Origin of the sequence: Rhodococcus sp. BL-253-APC-6A1W, assembly GCF_012843405.1 — a bacterium.
In the GTDB taxonomy this organism is placed as follows: domain Bacteria; phylum Actinomycetota; class Actinomycetes; order Mycobacteriales; family Mycobacteriaceae; genus Rhodococcus.
This window is the reverse complement of sequence record NZ_JABAFB010000008.1, coordinates 180,723-197,110: the sequence shown is the minus strand read 5'-3', so window position 1 is coordinate 197,110 and position 16,388 is coordinate 180,723. Positions and strand designations below refer to the sequence as shown.

Here is a 16,388-nt window from a genome sequence, read left to right as displayed (position 1 = left end):
CCCCGACGATGCCGCCTGATCTGATGGACAGCACGACATCGGGCGATGACGGCCGCCCTCGCCGTCCGGGACATACGTGGGAGGGCTCGGCCGAAGGAGGACGTCATGCAGATCGTGCGCAGCTCGCTCGATACCGGGATAGGCCCGGAGGACTGGTTCAGCGGTGATGTCTACATAGACCCGGTGGCGGCAGCGCCGCCACCGTCGCGAGTCTCGGCCGCTCTCGTCCACTTCATGCTTGGCTCGAACCTGTCACCGACGAGGAATACAACCGGGTGCCCGAAGGCGAACTCTGAACAAGCCTCAATCCTTGACTTTGATCAAACAAGGTTTCACACTTGACCGATGTTCGTCTTGACGGTCGATCAACGAGGCAGTCGCCGCGACATCGACCGCGTCTCGGGACTCCTCGCCGACCTGCGTGACCCACGATTGGTCCGTCCGTTCGACCGCACAGCCGGCGACGAAGTTCAGGCCGTCGCCGACGATCCCGGTGTGGTGGTCGACCTCGTGCTGGAACTGCTCCGGCGAGAGCGCTGGAGCATCGGAATCGGGATCGGCCCCGTCGAGACTCCCCTGCCGAAACAGACCCGCGCCGGTCGCGGACCGGCATTCGAACTCGCCCGACGTGCCGTCGAACGCGCCAAGAGTTCCATCGGGCAGGTCGCCGTGGAGGGCGACGACGCCGAGGCCGCAGCAGATGCCGACGCCGCCTTGACCTTGCTCGCGACCCTCGTCCTCCGGCGCTCCCCCCAGGGACACGAAGCCGTGGCACTCGCTCGCACCGGATCGACGCAGGCCCGGATCGCCGACGAACTCGGCATCAGCAAGCAAGCCGTGTCCCAACGCCTGGCCGCGGCCGGGTGGCAAGCCGAGATCGCAGGATGCGCGCTCGCTCACCGACTGCTGGAAAGGGCCGATCGTTGACTGTCGTCTCGCTGGTGTGCCTCGCCGTTGCCGCCCTCGCGCCCGCGCTCTCTCTCCGTCCTACGCTCCCGGCGTGGCTCGGCGCGGCAGTGACGACCACGGCGCTCGGCGGTGCAGCCCTGGCGGCCACCGCCACCGCGCCCGTGCACGGCCTCGCGCTGGCAGTGACACTCGCGCTCACCACCCTGGCCGCCGTCACCGGCGGCGGACCGGCCGTACTCGTCGCCTTCCGTGTCGCCCGACGCCAACCGGATGCCGGACCCGATCCCGCTCCCCCGCCCGGGCCGCTGCGGGGCGGACGGGTCATCGGCGTGCTCGAGCGCGGCGCCGTCGCGGTGTCGATCCTTGCCGGGTGGCCCGAAGGCATCGCGATCATCATGGCCGTCAAGGGTCTCGCGCGGTACCCGGAGCTACGCGAGCCGAACGCCTCGGAGCAGTTCATCATCGGCACGGCCACCAGTGTGCTGTGGGCGTGTGCCGCGTGTGGCGTCGGTACCGCGCTCATCACCTGATCCGCGCTCACCCGGATCCAGGGCCTCCGCATCGGGCTGGCATACTCGCTCGGACAACCGAATATGCCATCGAACTGCAGCGGGAGAGTTCCGCACACGTGCGGGCGCCGAAGGAGCAACCTCCCCGGGAATCTCTCAGGCCCCCAGACCGCCGCCGGCGAGGCTCCTCTGGAAAGCAACCCCGCGGGGTTCACCGAAGGTGTAAGTGGGTCCACGGATCCGCGAAAGCTCTCAGGTCACATGACAGAGCGGGGAACCGACCACCCGCCGGTGCGCGATGCACCCTGTCCGGAGGAAGTTCCGTGGCTCCGTCTGTCGACGCACCCTCACGCGTGCCTGTCGTTCCGCTTCTCATTGATAACCGCCTGGCCGATCAGTCGGCACATACCCGCCGAAGGCGGCTGGGTATCGCAGCGATCGTGGTCTCCGCAACGGCGATGGGCACCGCCGGGTTGTTCGGCCGCATGGCCACCCCTCCCGGCGCCGTACTCGGCGAAGCCCTCACCTTCGGCCGGATGCTCGTCGGCGGGCTGGGGATGCTGGTGATGCTGGCACTGTCGCGACGTCTCGGGAAACTGCGACGAGCCCGGCTGTCGTGGTCGGTGGTGCTCGGCGGCGTGTTCCTCGCCCTGTCCCTTGCCACCTATCTCTCCGCGACCGTGCTCACCGACCTGTCGCGCGCGGTGGTCCTGCACTATCTCGGCCCGGTTCTCGCGACCGTGTTCGCGAGGATGTTCCTCGGAGAGACGATCACTCGCCGAGATGCGGTGTCCCTTGTCGCCGCGTTCACCGGGATGCTCCTGGCCGCGGGTCTGATCGGCGGCGCGCCCGCCCCGAGTTCGGACGAGCAAGTGCTGGGTACCGTGCTCGGTGTCGTGTCGGGAGTGTTCTACGGCGCCGCGCTGCTCTGCTACCGCTATCGCTCGGATATGCCCGCAGACGTACGCAGTTTCTGGACCTTCGCATTCGGGGCGGCAGCGACCGGGCTCGTCGTGGTGGTCACCCGGCCCGATCTTTCCGGAATGACCCCGGGCAACTGGGTATGGGCTATCGGGTTCTTCGTCGTCTGCGGGTTGTTCGCCCTGGGCCTGCTCGTCGTCGCCGGCTCGTATCTGCGTGCGGCCGAACTCGCCGGACTGTCCTACCTGGAAGTCGTGGTCGCTCTGCTGCTCGGTGTGGCGGTGTTCGGCGAATCCGTGTCGCTCCTCGCGGGCGTGGGCGCCGGTCTCGTCATCGTGGCGATGGCACTTCCGCTCACATCTCCTCGCCGCCGGTGACGTGCGTGCGCACGCCCCGGCGGCCGGGCAGGATTACTGCCTCGGGAGTTCCTCGCCGACCTCTGTCTCCAGAGACGAAACGCGCTCTTCGGGAGCGGGGTCTGCGGCCGGCAGCGCGGACGACTGGCTACCGCGCGTGACACCGGCCGGCTTCTCTCCGGAGACGACCGGGACCGCGGGGTCCACCGGCTTGCGTGCCACTGCCTCGGCTTCGGCGACCGCTTTCGCCACGACCGGGTCGGTCTTCATGTCGAACCAGTCGCTGACCTCTGCCGAGTCGTCCTCGGGACGCTGGAGGTCTTCGTCGACCGGGCTCGGCTCGAAGCGGAAGACACCGTCCTCACCGCGAGCACCGAGCGCGCCTGCGAAACCCTTGAGGGCGTCGCCGAAGTCGCTGGGCACGAGCCACACCTTGTTCGCGTCACCCTGCGCCATCTGCGGCAGCGTCTGCAAGTACTGGTACGCGAGCATCTCGGGGGTCGGCTTACCGGCCTTGATGGCTGCGAACACCTTCTCGATCGCCTTCGCCTCGCCCTGCGCCTCGAGGTACTGGGCGGCCCGATCACCCTGCGCCCGCAGGATGCGGGACTGCCGTTCCGCTTCCGCCTCGAGGATCGCGGCCTGCTTCGATCCCTCGGCCGACAGGATGCGTGCCTGCTTGTCGCCCTCTGCGGTCTTGATCGCGGCCTCGCGGTGGCCTTCGGCCGTGAGGATCGTCGCGCGCTTCTCGCGGTCCGCCTTCATCTGCTTTTCCATCGACTCCTGGATCGACGGCGGCGGATCGATGCTCTTGAGTTCGACGCGCGCGACCCGCAGACCCCAGCGGCCGGTCGCTTCGTCGAGCACGCCGCGCAACTGACCGTTGATCGAGTCACGGGAGGTGAGAGTCTCTTCGAGGGTCATACCGCCCACGACGTTGCGCAGGGTCGTCACCGTGAGCTGTTCGACGGCGGCGATGTAGTTGCTGATCTCGTACACCGCGGCTTGCGGGTTGGTGACCTGGAAGTAGACGACCGTGTCGATGCTCAGCGTCAGGTTGTCCTTGGTGATGACCGGTTGCGGCGGGAACGACACCACCCGTTCGCGCAGATCGACTTTCGCGCGGATACGGTCCACGAACGGCACCAGGAACGTCAACTGTCCCGACGCGGTCCGGAAATAGCGTCCCAGCCGCTCGATGACCGCGGCTTCTGCCTGCGGGATCAGGGCGACTGACTTCACCACCACGATCACGACGAGTACCACCAGTACGGCGAGTACGATCAGCGCTTCCATAGGTCAGACACCCCTCCATACGACGGCGGTCGCGCCGTCGATCTGCATCACGGTCACGGTTGTTCCGGGTTCGTACACTTCGGTGGCGTCCAACGGCCGGGCAGTCCACACGTCGCCGTCGATTTTCACCCGGCCCGCGTGCTCACCCACTTGCTCGACGACGAGCGCGTGCTTGCCGGGTAGCGCGTCGACGCCCGTCGTGAGCGCGGGCGGCGCGGAATAGCGGCGGCGCAGGATGGGCCGGACTCCGAGCAGCAATACCAGCGAGAACAGTGCGAACACCACGGCGTCGAGCCACACCGGCAGATCCGTTGCAGCCGAGACACCGGCGGTAGCCAGCGCCGCACCGCCGAGCATCAGCAGGACGAAGTCACCGGTGAGCGCTTCCGCCGCAGCCAGTGCCACGCCGGCGATAAGCCATATCAATGCCGCCACAGCAACCATCGAACCATAAATCGGACATTGCGGCAGAGAGCCAGTTCACAGGCTTGCTGAGCGGTTGCCGCGCACACACCCGCCGCGACGAGCACAATGCTCAGCACGTCGGCGAACCGTCCGTGCGGAGGGAACGCGACCGGGCGGGCGCCGCCGGCCCCACCCTTCCCCGAATCCGAAAGGGTCATGATGAGCACCCCCACGAGTTCACTGACCGCCGAGGACCTGGAGTTCCTCAGACGCCCCCTGCACGGATTCGTGAGCGTGGCCGCAGGACCGCTCCCGCCCCAGCCCCGACCGGTCTGGTTCGAGGCCACCGACGCGGGCACCGTCGACTTGTTCACCGCCCCCGACTCGCTGAAGATCCGCCGCCTGGGGCGCGACCCCCGCGCCTCGATCGTGGTCGCCGCACCGGTCGGGGAACGTGAACGGTGGGTGTCGGTCGCGGGCCACACCACGATCGAGGCGGACGGAGCACACGAGTTGTGTTCCCGCCTGGCCGCGCGCTATTGGGATCTCGACGATCCGGTTCGTGCCGCCGATCTCGCCGGGATCCTCGCCGAAGACCAGGTACGTATCGTCATCCATCCGGATACCGTGCGGCGGTACAGGTATTGAGTGCGCCCGGATGTGCCGTCGACCTTCGGGGCGGGGCGCTCAGTCGCCGTCGCCGGGTTCGGTGACGAAATCCACGAGTCGCTCGACAGCGCCGATCAGCGGGGCTTCGAGGTCCCGGAACGACGACACCGCGCCGTAGACCCGCCGCCAGCCTTCCTGCGGCGTACCCCAGCCGAGTTCACGGCACACGCCGGTTTTCCAGTCCTGGCCGCGCGGAATCGTCGGCCAGGACTCGATCCCGACGGCCTTGGGGCGCACCGCTTCCCACACGTCGATGTAGGGATGGCCGGTGACCATGACGTGCGGGCCGAGGTTCGCGGTCAGCCGCTGTTCCTTCGATCCGGTGACGAGATGGTCCGCCAGGACACCGACCCTCCGTCCCGGACCGGGACGGAACTCGGCGAGCCGCTCGGCCAGGTTGTCGAGCCCTTCGAGTTGTTCGACGACGACGCCCTCCACACGGAGGTCGTGTCCCCAGACCTGTTCGACGAGGGCCGCGTCGTGCACACCTTCGACCCAGATGCGGCTTCCGCGGGCCACGCGTGCCCGCAAGCCCTCGACTCTGGTCGACCCCGAGGCCGATCTCGCCGGGGTCTGCGCCGCCGGTCGCGGCTTCGGCCGCACCAGAGTGACAGGTGCACCGTCGATCAGAAACGCGGCAGGCCGCATCGCGAACAGACGGGTGCGGCGTTGCCCGTCCTCCAAGCGCACAAAGTCGCCGTCGTAGGTGCGTTCGATGCCGACGATCGCGCCGCACCACCCCGACGCGGCGTCTTCGACCACGAGATCCTTCTCGGCCTCGAGTTCCGGGACGGTCTTCCTCCGCTTGCGGTTGTGTCCGGCATAGATGTCGCCGTAGCTGTCGCGTGGACTCACGCCGGTCAACGTTAGGACAACGACACCGGCGGGCGGTCGTCGCCACGCCGGAGAACAGGCGTCCTATGCTCGTTCCGTGAGTTCCCCGAGTCAGAGCCTGACGCTGTGGGCCGGAGCATGGCTCTCCGGTCGCGCGGCGCCCGACGAGGTCATCGATGCCCTGCACGAGTGGGCGCCGATGCATCTCGTCGCTGCCGCCGAGGCGGACGCGAAACACCGCGCCGGGCTGACCGGCCAGGACCCGCAGGACGGCGCCGCGGTACTGCTCACCGTGATCCGGCGGGCCGACCCCGCGGGAGGTTCGGGCATCCGACTGCTGTTGCCGTCTCCGGGCGATGTGCGCGGCCTGCCCGTCGGCATCGCCTTCTCCGCAGCAGCAACGGCTGCCGGGGAGGGTGTACTCGTCGGCGCGCCGGGAACGCCCGGACTCGGCCTGGTTCCGACCGTCGAGGGACCCGATGTACTCCGCTGGACCGTGTTCGCCGTCCCGGCGGTACCCGAACTCACCGACCTACCAGGCCTCGGCGAAGCGGAATTCACCATGCGCGAAGCGGTGCGCGACGCCGCCGCCACGCTCACGGGTATCCGCACGGTCGGCGACGACGGGCGCAGCACCGACCCGCGTGCCGAGATCGCGGCCGAGATCGCCGAGTACGCCCGTCACCGGTATCCGGACTCGATCCCGCAGCGTGCCGTGCGGATCCTCGATTCCGCCGATCAGGTCGCGGCGATCCTCACCGTCGCGGGGCGCGGCGGGGGTCTGCGTGCCGGTTCGGCGACCACGCTGGACGCCCGCGAATCCGCGCTGCGTCCCTTGTGGACCGCGGTGCGGCACGCGCGAGTCGGCGCGGTCGACGCCGCTCTGCGCGCGCCCCAGCACGGCTGAGTTCTCACCCCGCGCGACTGGCAGTGACCAGCAGGTAATCCCAGTCCATCGCTCCCCCACCCAGATCGTGCCGGCGCGCCAGTTCGGCAAGTTCGCCGTCGAGCGCGGCGACTCGCTCGGGATCGCCCGCGAGTGCGTGGTAGACCGCAATCGTCGGCCCGTAGTTCGTCTTGAAGAAGTCGCGGAACGCTTCGCCCGTGGGGAAACGGTCGACACGTAACGAACCGGTGCTCGCCGTCAGATCGGTCACCCGGTCCCCCAGCAGGGTCCGCACATGGTCTTCGTCGCCCCAGAGCGGGGGTGGTTGTGCCCCCGGGGGTGGTGCGGGCGCGTACGGCTTCATCGTGGCGAACATCCGGCCGATGAAACCCGCGGGCGTCCAGCTCAAGAGCCCGATCCGGCCTCCCGGACGGGTGACGCGCACGAGTTCGTCCGCCGCTACCTGGTGGTGCGGCGCGAACATCACCCCGACGCACGAGAGCGTCACGTCGGCACTCGCGTCGCCGAACGGCATCGCCTCCGCGTCCGCCTCTTGCCAGGTCACGGTGGCGCCGGCGTCCTCGGCATCGCGCCGGCCGATGTCGAACAGTTCGGGAGTCAGGTCCGTCGCCACGACGGTGGCCCCGGTCAGTGCGGCGGGAATCGCGGCGTTGCCCGAACCGGCCGCGATGTCGAGCACCCGGTCGCCCGGGCCGACCCGGCACGCGGACACGAGGATCTGCCCGAGCGACGGGATCACTCCGGACGCGACGGCCGGATAATCGCCGAGCGCCCACATGGCCCGGTGTTTCGCCTTGAGGTCGCGGTCTGCATCGAGTGCCGAGCGGGATTGCGTCATCACACATCTCCTTCAACGGAGCGTCCGATCCGTCGTCGACAGATCTCGGAGGCGCACGTCAACGGTATGAACACCCGCGGATTGCTTCCAGTTCGGAATCTGTACCGCTCGGCAGGCCTACCATTCGAAGCATGGGCTCGCCCTACCACCAATTCTGTCCCGTCGCGAAAGCGATGGAACTCTTCGACGAGCGGTGGACACTTCTGCTGGTGCGCGAATTGGTGCTCGGTAGCGAGCGATTCAACGACCTCCGCCGCGGACTCCCCCGGATGTCGCCGTCGTTGCTGTCCACCCGCCTGCACCAGTTGACGGTCGCGGGCATCGTGCAACGGACCGTCGACGGTTCGGAGGTCCGTTACGTGCTCACACCCGCCGGACGTGATCTGGAACCGGTGGTGTCCGCGCTCGGCACGTGGGGATCGCGGTGGACGGGCCGGCTCGGCGACGAAGACCTCGACCCCAAGCTGCTGATGTGGGATATGCACCGCAACGTCGACCACTCCGCGATCGAGGAGACTCGGGTGGTCGTGGAGTTCGTCTTCACCGGCGCCCCACGCGGGTCGCGGCGGTGGTGGCTGGTCATCGTTCCCGGAGAGGTCGACGTCTGCGACACCGATCCGGGCTTCGAGGTCTCCGTCACGGTCACGGCTGGGCTGCGGGATCTGACCGAAATCTGGCGCGGAGAAAACGACTGGCCCGAGGCGCTGCGGACCGGAGCCGTGGTGGTGGAGGGCCCGGTGGGGCTGCGGCGGTCCCTCCCGAGCTGGTTCGTCTCTCCCCTGGCCGGGGCGAATCGCAGTGGTGAGCCGGCGCTCTGAGCCGTGAGTGCTCAGTCCTCCGCTGTGGGCGCCGGCCGAGAGGGCCGCGCCGGGGGTTCGCAGCACCGGACTGCGCACAGCGTGCCGTTGCACCCCACTCCGAACTCCGGTTCCGTTCCGCGCCGGCGCGGCGATGCCGTACCGAGGCGTTCCTGCACGAGCTCACGGACCATCTGCGCGAAACGGGGATCGGTCCCGGCCGTCGCCGCGCGCACGAACTCCATGCCGAGTTCGGCCGCACGGTCCCGGGCTTCGGTGTCGAGATCCCAGACCACCTCGAGGTGGTCGGAGATGAATCCGACCGGAACCACGATCACCGCGGTCACTCCCCGCTCGTGGAGAGCATCGAGATGGTCGACGATGTCGGGTTCGAGCCACGGCACGCGGGGCGGGCCCGAACGCGACTGCCAGACCAGGTCGTAGTCGTCGACACCGAGCGAATCCGCGACCAGGTGCGCGGCCTCGGCAACCTGGCGGCTGTAGAGACGGCCACCGGCGTCCGGCGGTCCACCGGTCGCATCGGCGGACGTCGGGATCGAGTGAGCGGTGAAAACCAGGCGCGCGTCCGCTGCGTCGTCGGGCAGTTCGGTGCGGGCCGCGCGCACGGCATCGGCGACCGCGTCGAGGAACAGCGGGTGATCGTAGAACTGCCGGATCTTCGTCAGGTCGGGGGCGTCGTCGACCGCGCTCCGCGCCCGGCGGATGTCCTCGTGATACTGCCGGCATCCGGAATAACCGCCCCACGCCGAGGTCGCGAAGACCAGCGCGTTGCGAATTCCGTCGTCACGCATGGCCGCGACGGTGTCCTCGACCATCGGATGCCAGTTACGGTTTCCGAAGTACACCGGCAGGTCGATGCCGTGCGCCTCGAACTCGCCGCGCACGGCATCGATGAGGGCCCGGTTGAGCGCGTTGATCGGTGAGACACCCCCGAAGTGCAGGTAGTGCTGCGCAACGTCGTCGAGACGTTCCGGCGGGATACCCCGGCCCCGGGTGACGTTCTCGAGGAACGGCCGGACATCGTCCGGGCCTTCGGGGCCGCCGAACGACAGCACCAGCAGCGCGTCGAACGATTCGGGGGTGCTCACCATGGGAGTGCTCTCCTGACCTGTCAGGCGCCGAGGCCGACCTGTGAGTGGAAACCACCGTCGACGTACACGATCGACCCGGTGGTACCGGGCAACCAATCGGACAGTACCGCGCACACGGTCTTCGCGACCGGAGTCGGGTCTTCGACGTCCCATCCGATCGGGGACGCGGCGGACCAGCCTTCGTTGAGCCGGTTCATCTCGGCTCCCGGTCCGGTGGCATCCCCGGCGATCGCCTTCGCCGCAAGGGTCTTGATCGGGCCGGCGGCGACGAGATTCGAGCGGATTCCGCGCGGGCCGACCTCCTTGGCGACATACCGGTTGACCGATTCGAGGGTCGCCTTGGAGACGCCCATCCAGTTGTAGAACGGCACCGCGCGTGACGGATCGAAGTCCATGCCGACGAGAGAACCGCCCTCGTTCATGACCGGCAGCACCGCCTTGGCAAGTGCACCGTACGAATACGCGGAGACCTCCAGGGCGACGGCGACGTCGCTCCACGGGGCATCGAGGAACGGGCTGCCCAGGCACGAACGCGGCGCGAAACCGATCGAATGCACGACGCCGTCGATCCCTTCGGGCGCGAGTTCACGCAGTTTGTCGGCGAGCCCGGCGAGGTGCTCGGTGTTCTGCACGTCGAGTTCGATCGCCGGCGGCACCGGCTGCGGCAGACGCTGCGCGATGCGGTCGATCAGCCGCAACCGGTCGAAGCCGGTGATGATGATCTTCGCGCCCTGTTCCTGTGCCGCTTTGGCGGTGTGGAACGCGATGGAGGCATCGGTGATGATGCCGGTGACGAGAATGGTCTTGCCCTCGAGCAGTCCGCCCATGAGTGTGTCGATCCTCCAGTGAGATTCGGATGTGGTCCGGGTGTGGCGGCGGGTCAGTGACCCATGCCCATGCCTCCGTCGACGGGGATGACAGCGCCCGAGACGTAGGCGGAGTCGTCCGAGGCGAGGAAGCTCACCACGCCCGCGACATCGTCGGGCTTGCCGAGACGCTGCATCGGGATGAATTTCTTTGCCATGTCGCGCAGATCGTCGGACAGTTCCGCGGTCATGTCCGTCTCGATGAACCCGGGTGCGACGACGTTGGCGGTGATCGAGCGTGAGCCGAGTTCGCGGGTCACCGACCGGGCGAGTCCGATCACGCCGGCCTTCGAGGCCGCGTAGTTGATCTGCCCGGCCTGGCCTGCCATACCGACGACCGAACCGAGGAAGATCATCCGTCCCCACCGTGCGCGCAGCATCGCCCGGTTGGCACGCTTCGCGCACCGGAAGGACCCGGTGAGGTTTGCGTCGAGGACGCTGGTGAACTGGTCCTCGGTCATGCGCATCAGCAGGGTGTCGTCGGTGACGCCGGCGTTGGCGACCAGCACCTCGACAGGGCCCTGATGCTCTTCGACCTCGGTGAATGCGCGGTCGACCGACTCGGCGTCGGTGACGTCGCACACGACACCGAACAGGTCGTCGGGGACACCGGAACCGCGGTGGGTGACGGCAACCTTGTGTCCGTCGGCCTGCAGGCGGCGAGCCACCGCGAGGCCGATACCGCGGTTTCCTCCGGTGACGAGAACGGACCGGGGCGTGCCCGCGGGGCGCGTGGACGCGGCGGGGCTACTTGCGTCAGTCATGGCGACAAACCTATCTGGTGGTGGATCGCACACGGACAGGGCTCCGTGAGCGGCGACAAGAAGGGTCAGGGCAGGCGCTGGCGAAGCACCATGGCGGAGACGAGGCCTGCGGCGACGCAGAGAGCACCGAGCATCAGCCACGGCCGGCTGGCATCGCCGCGCGTCGTTTCGAAGCCGATCTGCTCCTCGAGAGTGTTGTAGGCGTCCTCGAGTTCCTCGAGACTCGACGCGGTGAAGAAGCTACCCCCGGACAGGTTCGCGATCTCCTTGAGAGACGGATCGTCGACAGGGACCGGGATGCGCTCGTCCTCGATCGTGACCGTTCCGGTCGCGGTGCCGAACGAGATCGTCGAGACCGGGATTCCCTTCTCGGCTGCCTGCCTCGCCGCGGTGAAACCTCCCCGCGGGTCGTCGGGGCTCTCCGGCACGGTCTGCTTTCCGTCCGAGAGCAGCACGATCCTGGCGGGCGGCGCCTGATCGCTGCCGCCGAGCACAGCGGCCAGGGTGTCGATGGACTGCATCGCAGTGAATATCGCTTCGCCGGTGGCGGTGCGCTCACTCAGTTGCAGGTGATCGATTGCCGTCTTCGTCGCTTCCCGGTTGGTGGTCGGTGACACCAGCACCGACGCGGTACCGGAGAACGCGACGAGACCGAGGTTGATCCCGGGAGTCAGATCGTCCGCGAACTGCTTCGCCGCTTCCTGCGCGGCGGCGAGCCGGGACGGTGCGACATCGGTCGCCTCCATCGACAGCGACACGTCGATCACCGCGACGACCGTCGCGCGATTACGCGGCACCCGTTGCTCGGCCGTAGGTCCGGCGAGGGCGACCGTGAGGAAGACCAGGCCGGCCAGCAGCAGCGCGACCGGGATGTGGCGGGCACGTCCGGGCCGGTCGGGAGCGACCTTCTCGAGAAGTTCGAAGTTGGTGAACCGCAGCGTGTGAGAGAGCCTGCGGCGCTGCACCAGCACGTAGCCGACGCCGAGGGCGGCAACCACGACCAGGAACAGCAACCACCACGGTGAGGTGAAACCGGAAATGCTCACCGGCCCACCCTCCCCACGCCGCCGGCTGCGTAACTGTGCCGGCGAGCCGCGACGAAACGAACCACGTCGCTGATCCAGTCCCGGTCGGTCCGCAAACTCAGCATCGGGGCCCCGCAACTGCGCATCGCCTGCTGCACGGCAGCGCGATGCTCCGCGGCAGCCTGGGCGTAGTCGGCGCGAAGCTGCGGTGTCGTCGTGAACTCACGGGTGCGTCCGGTTTCGGGATCGTGCAGGACGACGTCTCCCAGGTCGGGCAGTTCCAGGTCGCGGCGGTCCAGCACCTCGACTGCCAGCAGGTCGTGCCGGCCGGAGAGGGCACGCAACGACCGCTGCCAGTCGAGCGGTCCCAGGAAGTCGCTGATCACGACGGCAAGACCGCGCCGGCGCTGGGGCCGCCGCAGCGCCTCGACGACACCGCGCAGATCACCGCGGGTCCCGTCCGGTGGGTGCGGGATGGTCGCGATGGTGCGCAGCATGGATTGGGCGTGGGCCCGTCCCCCGCGCGCGGGAATCCGCACCGTGTCGCGGCCGGTGGACACCACGGCGCCGATCCGGTTGCCGCCGCCGATCGTCAGATGCGCGATCGCCGCGACCGCTGCGACGACCAGATCGCGCTTCTCGCACGCGGCCGTGCCGAAATCGAGGCTCGCGGACAGATCGACCGCGAGCCAGGTCTCGAGTTCGCGATCCGCGACGGTCTGCCGCACGTGCGGATGGGTGGTGCGGGCGGTGACCGACCAATCCATCTGGCGTACGTCGTCGCCCGGCTGGTACTCCCGGGCATCGCCCGGTTCGGACCCGGGTCCGGGAATCAGGCCCAGGTGATCACCGTGCAGGACACCGTCGAGCCGGCGCCGGACGGTCAGTTCCAGGGTGCGCAGCGCAGCAGTCAATGCGGGGTCGCGCAGCTCGCCGGAACGGAACGTGGGTGGCGACCCGTCGCGGGCGGGTTCGCTCACCGTTGCCCTGCACCTCCGTGCGGTCCGGGCGCGGGCACCACAGGAGCACCGGGACGCACCGCCGCGGGGGGACCCGCCGGCACGGGTGCCGTGGCCTGGGGCGCGACCTGCGGCAGACCGACCGTCTGGAGGATCTCGGCGATGATCCGGTCCGGTGAGACGTCGTCGGCCAGCGCGTCGTACGACAACACCAAGCGGTGACGCAGCACGTCGGGGATCACGTCGATGATGTCCTGCGGGATCACGTAGTCGCGCCCGCGGACGAGAGCGAGCGCGCGGGCTGCGGAGATGATGCCGAGGGTGGCACGCGGAGAGGCGCCGTAGGCGATCCATCCCTGCACGTCGTGCAGACCCAGTTCGGCCGGCGAGCGCGTCGCGAAGATGACCCGCACCACGTAGTCGACGAGCGCATGGTGCACGAACACGCGACTGGCGATCTTCTGCAGTCGCAGCAGTTCCTCCCGGGAGAGCACCTGCTTCGGTTCCGGAGCCGCGACTCCCATCCGGTAGACGATCTCGCGTTCTTCCTCGACCGAGGGGTAGTCGACGAGGACCTTGAACAGGAACCGGTCTCGCTGCGCCTCGGGCAGCGGGTAGACGCCTTCGTTCTCGATGGGGTTCTGCGTCGCCATGACCAGGAACGGGTCGGGCATCGGGAACGTCTTGCCACCGATGGTGACGTGCCGTTCCGCCATCACTTCGAGCAGCGCCGACTGCACCTTCGCCGGGGCGCGGTTGATCTCGTCGGCGAGCACGAAGTTCGCCACCACCGGGCCGAGTTCGGTGTCGAACTCTTCGCGGCCCTGCCGGTAGATCCGGGTTCCGACGAGGTCGGTGGGTACCAGGTCGGGAGTGAACTGGACGCGGGAGAAGGATCCACCGACAACTTTGGCGAACGTCTCGACCGCGAGGGTCTTCGCGACACCCGGCACGCCTTCGAGCAGGACGTGCCCGCGGGCGAGCACTCCGACGAGCATGCGTTCGACGAGGAGGTCCTGGCCGACGATCACTCGCTTGACCTCGTAGATGGCGCGCTCGAGAAGGCGGACGTCGTCTGCCGGGTCGTACGCCTTCTCCGGTGCGGCCACAGGCTCCTTCGACGTGGACACGGCGGGAGCGGACGCACTCGTCGCACCGGCGGACGGGCCGTTTCCGGCAACGGGAGGGTTCGCCGCGACACTGCCCCGTGTGGGAGCGCCGGCGTCCGCCCTGCCGCTGCCCGGTCCGGCCGTGCCCTGCGGCTCCACGTCGTGGCCCTGACCGGCGGCGTTGTTCGAGCCGGCCCCGCCCTTCTGTGCGCCCGCTGCCGTACCCGACGTCCCGCCCTCGCGTGAGGTCACCAAGAATCCACCGCTTTCGCCTACGTTGATCCACTGGAAATCGCCTGCTGCACCACTATGGCAGGTGTCGATTCAGTGTGCCGTAACGCCAGGCCCGCGGCGTGGGCGAGTCCCACGCCCGGACAGTGCGATCACGATCACTTCACCGTCAGGACACCATGCGCACCACATACGGTGTCATGCCGTCCCAGCGTACCGGCGAGATCATGACGTGCGAACCCGACTGCGGCGCCTCGAGCATCGTGCCGTCGCCGAGGTACAGGCCCACGTGCTGGCTCGCATTGGGGCCGTAGAAGATCATGTCGCCGCGTCTCATCTCCGACGACGAGATCTGGGTGCCCGCTGTGTACTGATATCCGGTGTAGTGCGGCAGGGAGATGCCGATACCGGCGAACGCATAGATCATCAGCCCGGAGCAGTCGAAGCCCACCTTGCCGAAATCTCCGTAACTGTCGGCGACACCGCCGTCCCGTATTCCGCGGGTCGGTCCGTTCTCGTCTCCCCCACCCCACGCATACGGCACGCCGATCTGGGACAGCCCACGGTCGATCACGGTCTCGACCGCCGCGGCGCCGGTGAGCGACGGCGTCGACCGGGTGCGCGGCGACGACCGCGGAGTCTGCGGTGTGGGCGTGCGAGGTGTCTCGGTGACTTCGTCTGCCGGGTTCACCTCGCTACCCGGGCTCGGTGTCACGTCGGGATCGAGGTCCTCGTCCGGTACGGCGGCGCTCACGGCCGGCGTGTCGAGGGTAGGTGCGCTCTCTCCCAAGTCGGTGTGGGGACGTCGTCCGTTGGCGAGTTCGGCTGCCCGCGCGAGTGCGGCGTCGTCGGCTGCGACCCGCTGGGCCGCCGCTGCCGCTTCCTCACGCGCCACCTCGGCGGCAGCGGCACGGGCCGCCTCCTCCGCCACGCGGCGGCGATCCCATGCCACGTACTCCGCGCGCTGACCCTCGAGACCGGCGGCATTGGTGCGCGCGAAATCCAGTTCGGCCTGGGCTCCCGCTCGTGCCTGCTCGATGCGGCTCTTTTCTGCGGCTTCCCGGTCGAGGGCATCGCGGGCGACGGCGATCGCAGCTTCCGCGTCCACCTTGCGCTGCTCGGCGGCCGCCGCTGCGGCGTCGGCCTCCTGTTTCGCGGCGCGCGCACGGGAATGGGAGTTCGCCTGTTCGGTGCGCGCGCGTTCGAGTGCGTCGAGCACCGCGTCGCGTCCGGTCGAAAGCATGCGCATCACCTGCGCGCGGTCGAGCAGGTCCTCGGGGCCGTCGGTGGACAGGAACGCGGCGAGTGATGTCGCGTTCGATCCGCGGGTGTAGCTCTCCCGCGCGAACGAGTCGAAGTCCGCTTGCGCGTGTGAGATCTGGGCGCCCGCGTCCTGGAGGGCGAGCTGGGAGGACGCCACGGCCTGCGCGGCTGCTGCCACGGCGTCCTGGGCGGAATGCAAGTCGACGAGGGCGCGGTTGACGTCCTCGCGTTTGATCGCGACCTGGGCGTCGAGTTCGGCGAGCTGCTGATCTGCGTGGGAGATGCGCACGATCAGTTCACCGATGCGGTGGATCCCGGAGTTCACGGCCGCCCCGGCCGCGTCCAGTTCCGTGTCCGACGGATTGGGCGGTGGTGGTGGCACCGCGGCCGCAGTCGACCCCACTGCGACGAGCACCGTCGTCAAGAGGCCGATTCCCGCGAGCAACCGGGAGGCGCGGACGACGTGGCCCGAACGGGTGCTGCGAAGAGAAGACCGCCGACGTCCGGCAGTGGTAGGCGATGCCGGTGCGCCGGTAGGCGACGACCGTCGCGGAATCCCCCCGTGGAAACCGAATCGTCTCACTTGCGCTCTCCCTCGGTCGTGCCGACCTGAGAAAC

The 16,388-nt window shown here is 68.7% G+C and carries 17 protein-coding genes and 1 riboswitch; of the genes, 6 read left to right on the top strand and 11 right to left on the bottom strand.

Annotation, left to right across the window (positions count from 1 at the left end):
- The first annotated feature begins 345 nt into the window (after positions 1-345).
- From HF877_RS14630 to HF877_RS14620, 3 genes are all read left to right on the top strand, one after another.
- Entirely contained in the window at positions 346-927 is a 582-nt protein-coding gene (locus HF877_RS14630) for a hypothetical protein (RefSeq protein ID WP_169621915.1), read from the top strand.
- Entirely contained in the window at positions 924-1,439 is a 516-nt protein-coding gene (locus tag HF877_RS14625) for a hypothetical protein (RefSeq protein ID WP_169621914.1), read from the top strand. Before HF877_RS14630 ends, HF877_RS14625 begins: the two co-directional genes overlap by 4 nt.
- A 70-nt stretch (positions 1,440-1,509) precedes the next feature.
- Positions 1,510-1,600, top strand: a riboswitch (glycine riboswitch).
- Positions 1,601-1,741: 141 nt separating this feature from the next.
- Complete coding sequence (locus HF877_RS14620; protein WP_346765169.1) at positions 1,742-2,716, top strand: DMT family transporter; 975 nt, start codon at positions 1,742-1,744, stop codon at positions 2,714-2,716.
- A 33-nt stretch (positions 2,717-2,749) separates the two neighbouring features.
- Here the strand turns inward: HF877_RS14620 and HF877_RS14615 are convergent, their stop codons facing one another.
- Positions 2,750-3,991 (bottom strand): SPFH domain-containing protein, encoded by a 1,242-nt coding sequence (locus HF877_RS14615; RefSeq protein ID WP_169621913.1) that lies wholly within the window; start codon positions 3,989-3,991, stop codon positions 2,750-2,752.
- Between the two features lie 3 nt (positions 3,992-3,994).
- Positions 3,995-4,435, bottom strand: coding sequence for an NfeD family protein (locus tag HF877_RS14610; RefSeq protein WP_169621912.1), 441 nt, complete (start codon positions 4,433-4,435; stop codon positions 3,995-3,997).
- Positions 4,436-4,615: 180 nt separating this feature from the next.
- On the opposite strand from HF877_RS14610, the gene HF877_RS14605 reads away from it, so the two are divergent.
- Entirely contained in the window at positions 4,616-5,044 is a 429-nt protein-coding gene (locus HF877_RS14605) for a pyridoxamine 5'-phosphate oxidase family protein (RefSeq protein ID WP_169621911.1), read from the top strand.
- Positions 5,045-5,083: 39 nt separating this feature from the next.
- Here HF877_RS14605 and HF877_RS14600 read toward each other — a convergent pair whose 3' ends face one another.
- Positions 5,084-5,920, bottom strand: coding sequence for a DUF3097 domain-containing protein (locus HF877_RS14600; protein WP_169621910.1), 837 nt, complete (start codon positions 5,918-5,920; stop codon positions 5,084-5,086).
- A gap of 76 nt (positions 5,921-5,996) precedes the next feature.
- Between HF877_RS14600 and HF877_RS14595 the strand changes: the two genes are divergently transcribed.
- Positions 5,997-6,806 carry a hypothetical protein gene (locus tag HF877_RS14595; protein ID WP_169621909.1) on the top strand — a complete coding sequence of 270 codons (810 nt, stop codon included), beginning with the start codon at positions 5,997-5,999 and terminating at the stop codon, positions 6,804-6,806.
- A gap of 4 nt (positions 6,807-6,810) precedes the next feature.
- Here HF877_RS14595 and HF877_RS14590 read toward each other — a convergent pair whose 3' ends face one another.
- Positions 6,811-7,644 carry a methyltransferase domain-containing protein gene (locus HF877_RS14590; RefSeq protein ID WP_169621908.1) on the bottom strand — a complete coding sequence of 278 codons (834 nt, stop codon included), beginning with the start codon at positions 7,642-7,644 and terminating at the stop codon, positions 6,811-6,813.
- A gap of 131 nt (positions 7,645-7,775) precedes the next feature.
- On the opposite strand from HF877_RS14590, the gene HF877_RS14585 reads away from it, so the two are divergent.
- Positions 7,776-8,462 (top strand): helix-turn-helix domain-containing protein, encoded by a 687-nt coding sequence (locus tag HF877_RS14585; RefSeq protein WP_169621907.1) that lies wholly within the window; start codon positions 7,776-7,778, stop codon positions 8,460-8,462.
- Between the two features lie 11 nt (positions 8,463-8,473).
- On the opposite strand, the gene HF877_RS14580 is transcribed toward HF877_RS14585, so the two are convergent.
- From HF877_RS14580 to HF877_RS14550, 7 genes are all read right to left on the bottom strand, one after another.
- Entirely contained in the window at positions 8,474-9,553 is a 1,080-nt protein-coding gene (locus tag HF877_RS14580; protein ID WP_169621906.1) for a ferrochelatase, read from the bottom strand.
- A gap of 20 nt (positions 9,554-9,573) precedes the next feature.
- Positions 9,574-10,380, bottom strand: a complete 807-nt coding sequence (gene inhA / locus HF877_RS14575; protein ID WP_169621905.1) for an NADH-dependent enoyl-ACP reductase InhA — start codon at positions 10,378-10,380, stop codon at positions 9,574-9,576.
- A gap of 53 nt (positions 10,381-10,433) precedes the next feature.
- Positions 10,434-11,183 (bottom strand): 3-oxoacyl-ACP reductase FabG1, encoded by a 750-nt coding sequence (fabG1, locus tag HF877_RS14570; RefSeq protein WP_169621904.1) that lies wholly within the window; start codon positions 11,181-11,183, stop codon positions 10,434-10,436.
- Positions 11,184-11,248: 65 nt separating this feature from the next.
- Positions 11,249-12,229 carry a VWA domain-containing protein gene (locus tag HF877_RS14565; RefSeq protein ID WP_169621903.1) on the bottom strand — a complete coding sequence of 327 codons (981 nt, stop codon included), beginning with the start codon at positions 12,227-12,229 and terminating at the stop codon, positions 11,249-11,251.
- Positions 12,226-13,188 carry a DUF58 domain-containing protein gene (locus HF877_RS14560; RefSeq protein ID WP_169621902.1) on the bottom strand — a complete coding sequence of 321 codons (963 nt, stop codon included), beginning with the start codon at positions 13,186-13,188 and terminating at the stop codon, positions 12,226-12,228. Before HF877_RS14560 ends, HF877_RS14565 begins: the two co-directional genes overlap by 4 nt.
- Complete coding sequence (locus tag HF877_RS14555; protein ID WP_346765179.1) at positions 13,185-14,297, bottom strand: MoxR family ATPase; 1,113 nt, start codon at positions 14,295-14,297, stop codon at positions 13,185-13,187. Before HF877_RS14555 ends, HF877_RS14560 begins: the two co-directional genes overlap by 4 nt.
- A gap of 379 nt (positions 14,298-14,676) precedes the next feature.
- The gene (locus HF877_RS14550; protein ID WP_240952441.1) at positions 14,677-16,194 is read right to left on the bottom strand and encodes an NlpC/P60 family protein; all 1,518 of its coding nucleotides are present in this window, start codon (positions 16,192-16,194) and stop codon (positions 14,677-14,679) included.
- Positions 16,195-16,388: the final 194 nt, after the last annotated feature.

Bases quoted from the DNA above. Each gene is read 5' to 3' on its own strand.
- HF877_RS14630 (WP_169621915.1), top strand. From the start codon at position 346: ATGTTCGTCTTGACGGTCGATCAACGAGGCAGTCGCCGCGACATCGAC.
- HF877_RS14615 (WP_169621913.1), bottom strand. From the start codon at position 3,991: ATGGAAGCGCTGATCGTACTCGCCGTACTGGTGGTACTCGTCGTGATC.
- HF877_RS14610 (WP_169621912.1), bottom strand. From the start codon at position 4,435: ATGGTTGCTGTGGCGGCATTGATATGGCTTATCGCCGGCGTGGCACTG.
- HF877_RS14605 (WP_169621911.1), top strand. From the start codon at position 4,616: ATGAGCACCCCCACGAGTTCACTGACCGCCGAGGACCTGGAGTTCCTC.
- HF877_RS14590 (WP_169621908.1), bottom strand. From the start codon at position 7,644: ATGACGCAATCCCGCTCGGCACTCGATGCAGACCGCGACCTCAAGGCG.
- HF877_RS14585 (WP_169621907.1), top strand. From the start codon at position 7,776: ATGGGCTCGCCCTACCACCAATTCTGTCCCGTCGCGAAAGCGATGGAA.
- HF877_RS14580 (WP_169621906.1), bottom strand. From the start codon at position 9,553: ATGGTGAGCACCCCCGAATCGTTCGACGCGCTGCTGGTGCTGTCGTTC.
- inhA (WP_169621905.1), bottom strand. From the start codon at position 10,380: ATGGGCGGACTGCTCGAGGGCAAGACCATTCTCGTCACCGGCATCATC.
- fabG1 (WP_169621904.1), bottom strand. From the start codon at position 11,183: ATGACTGACGCAAGTAGCCCCGCCGCGTCCACGCGCCCCGCGGGCACG.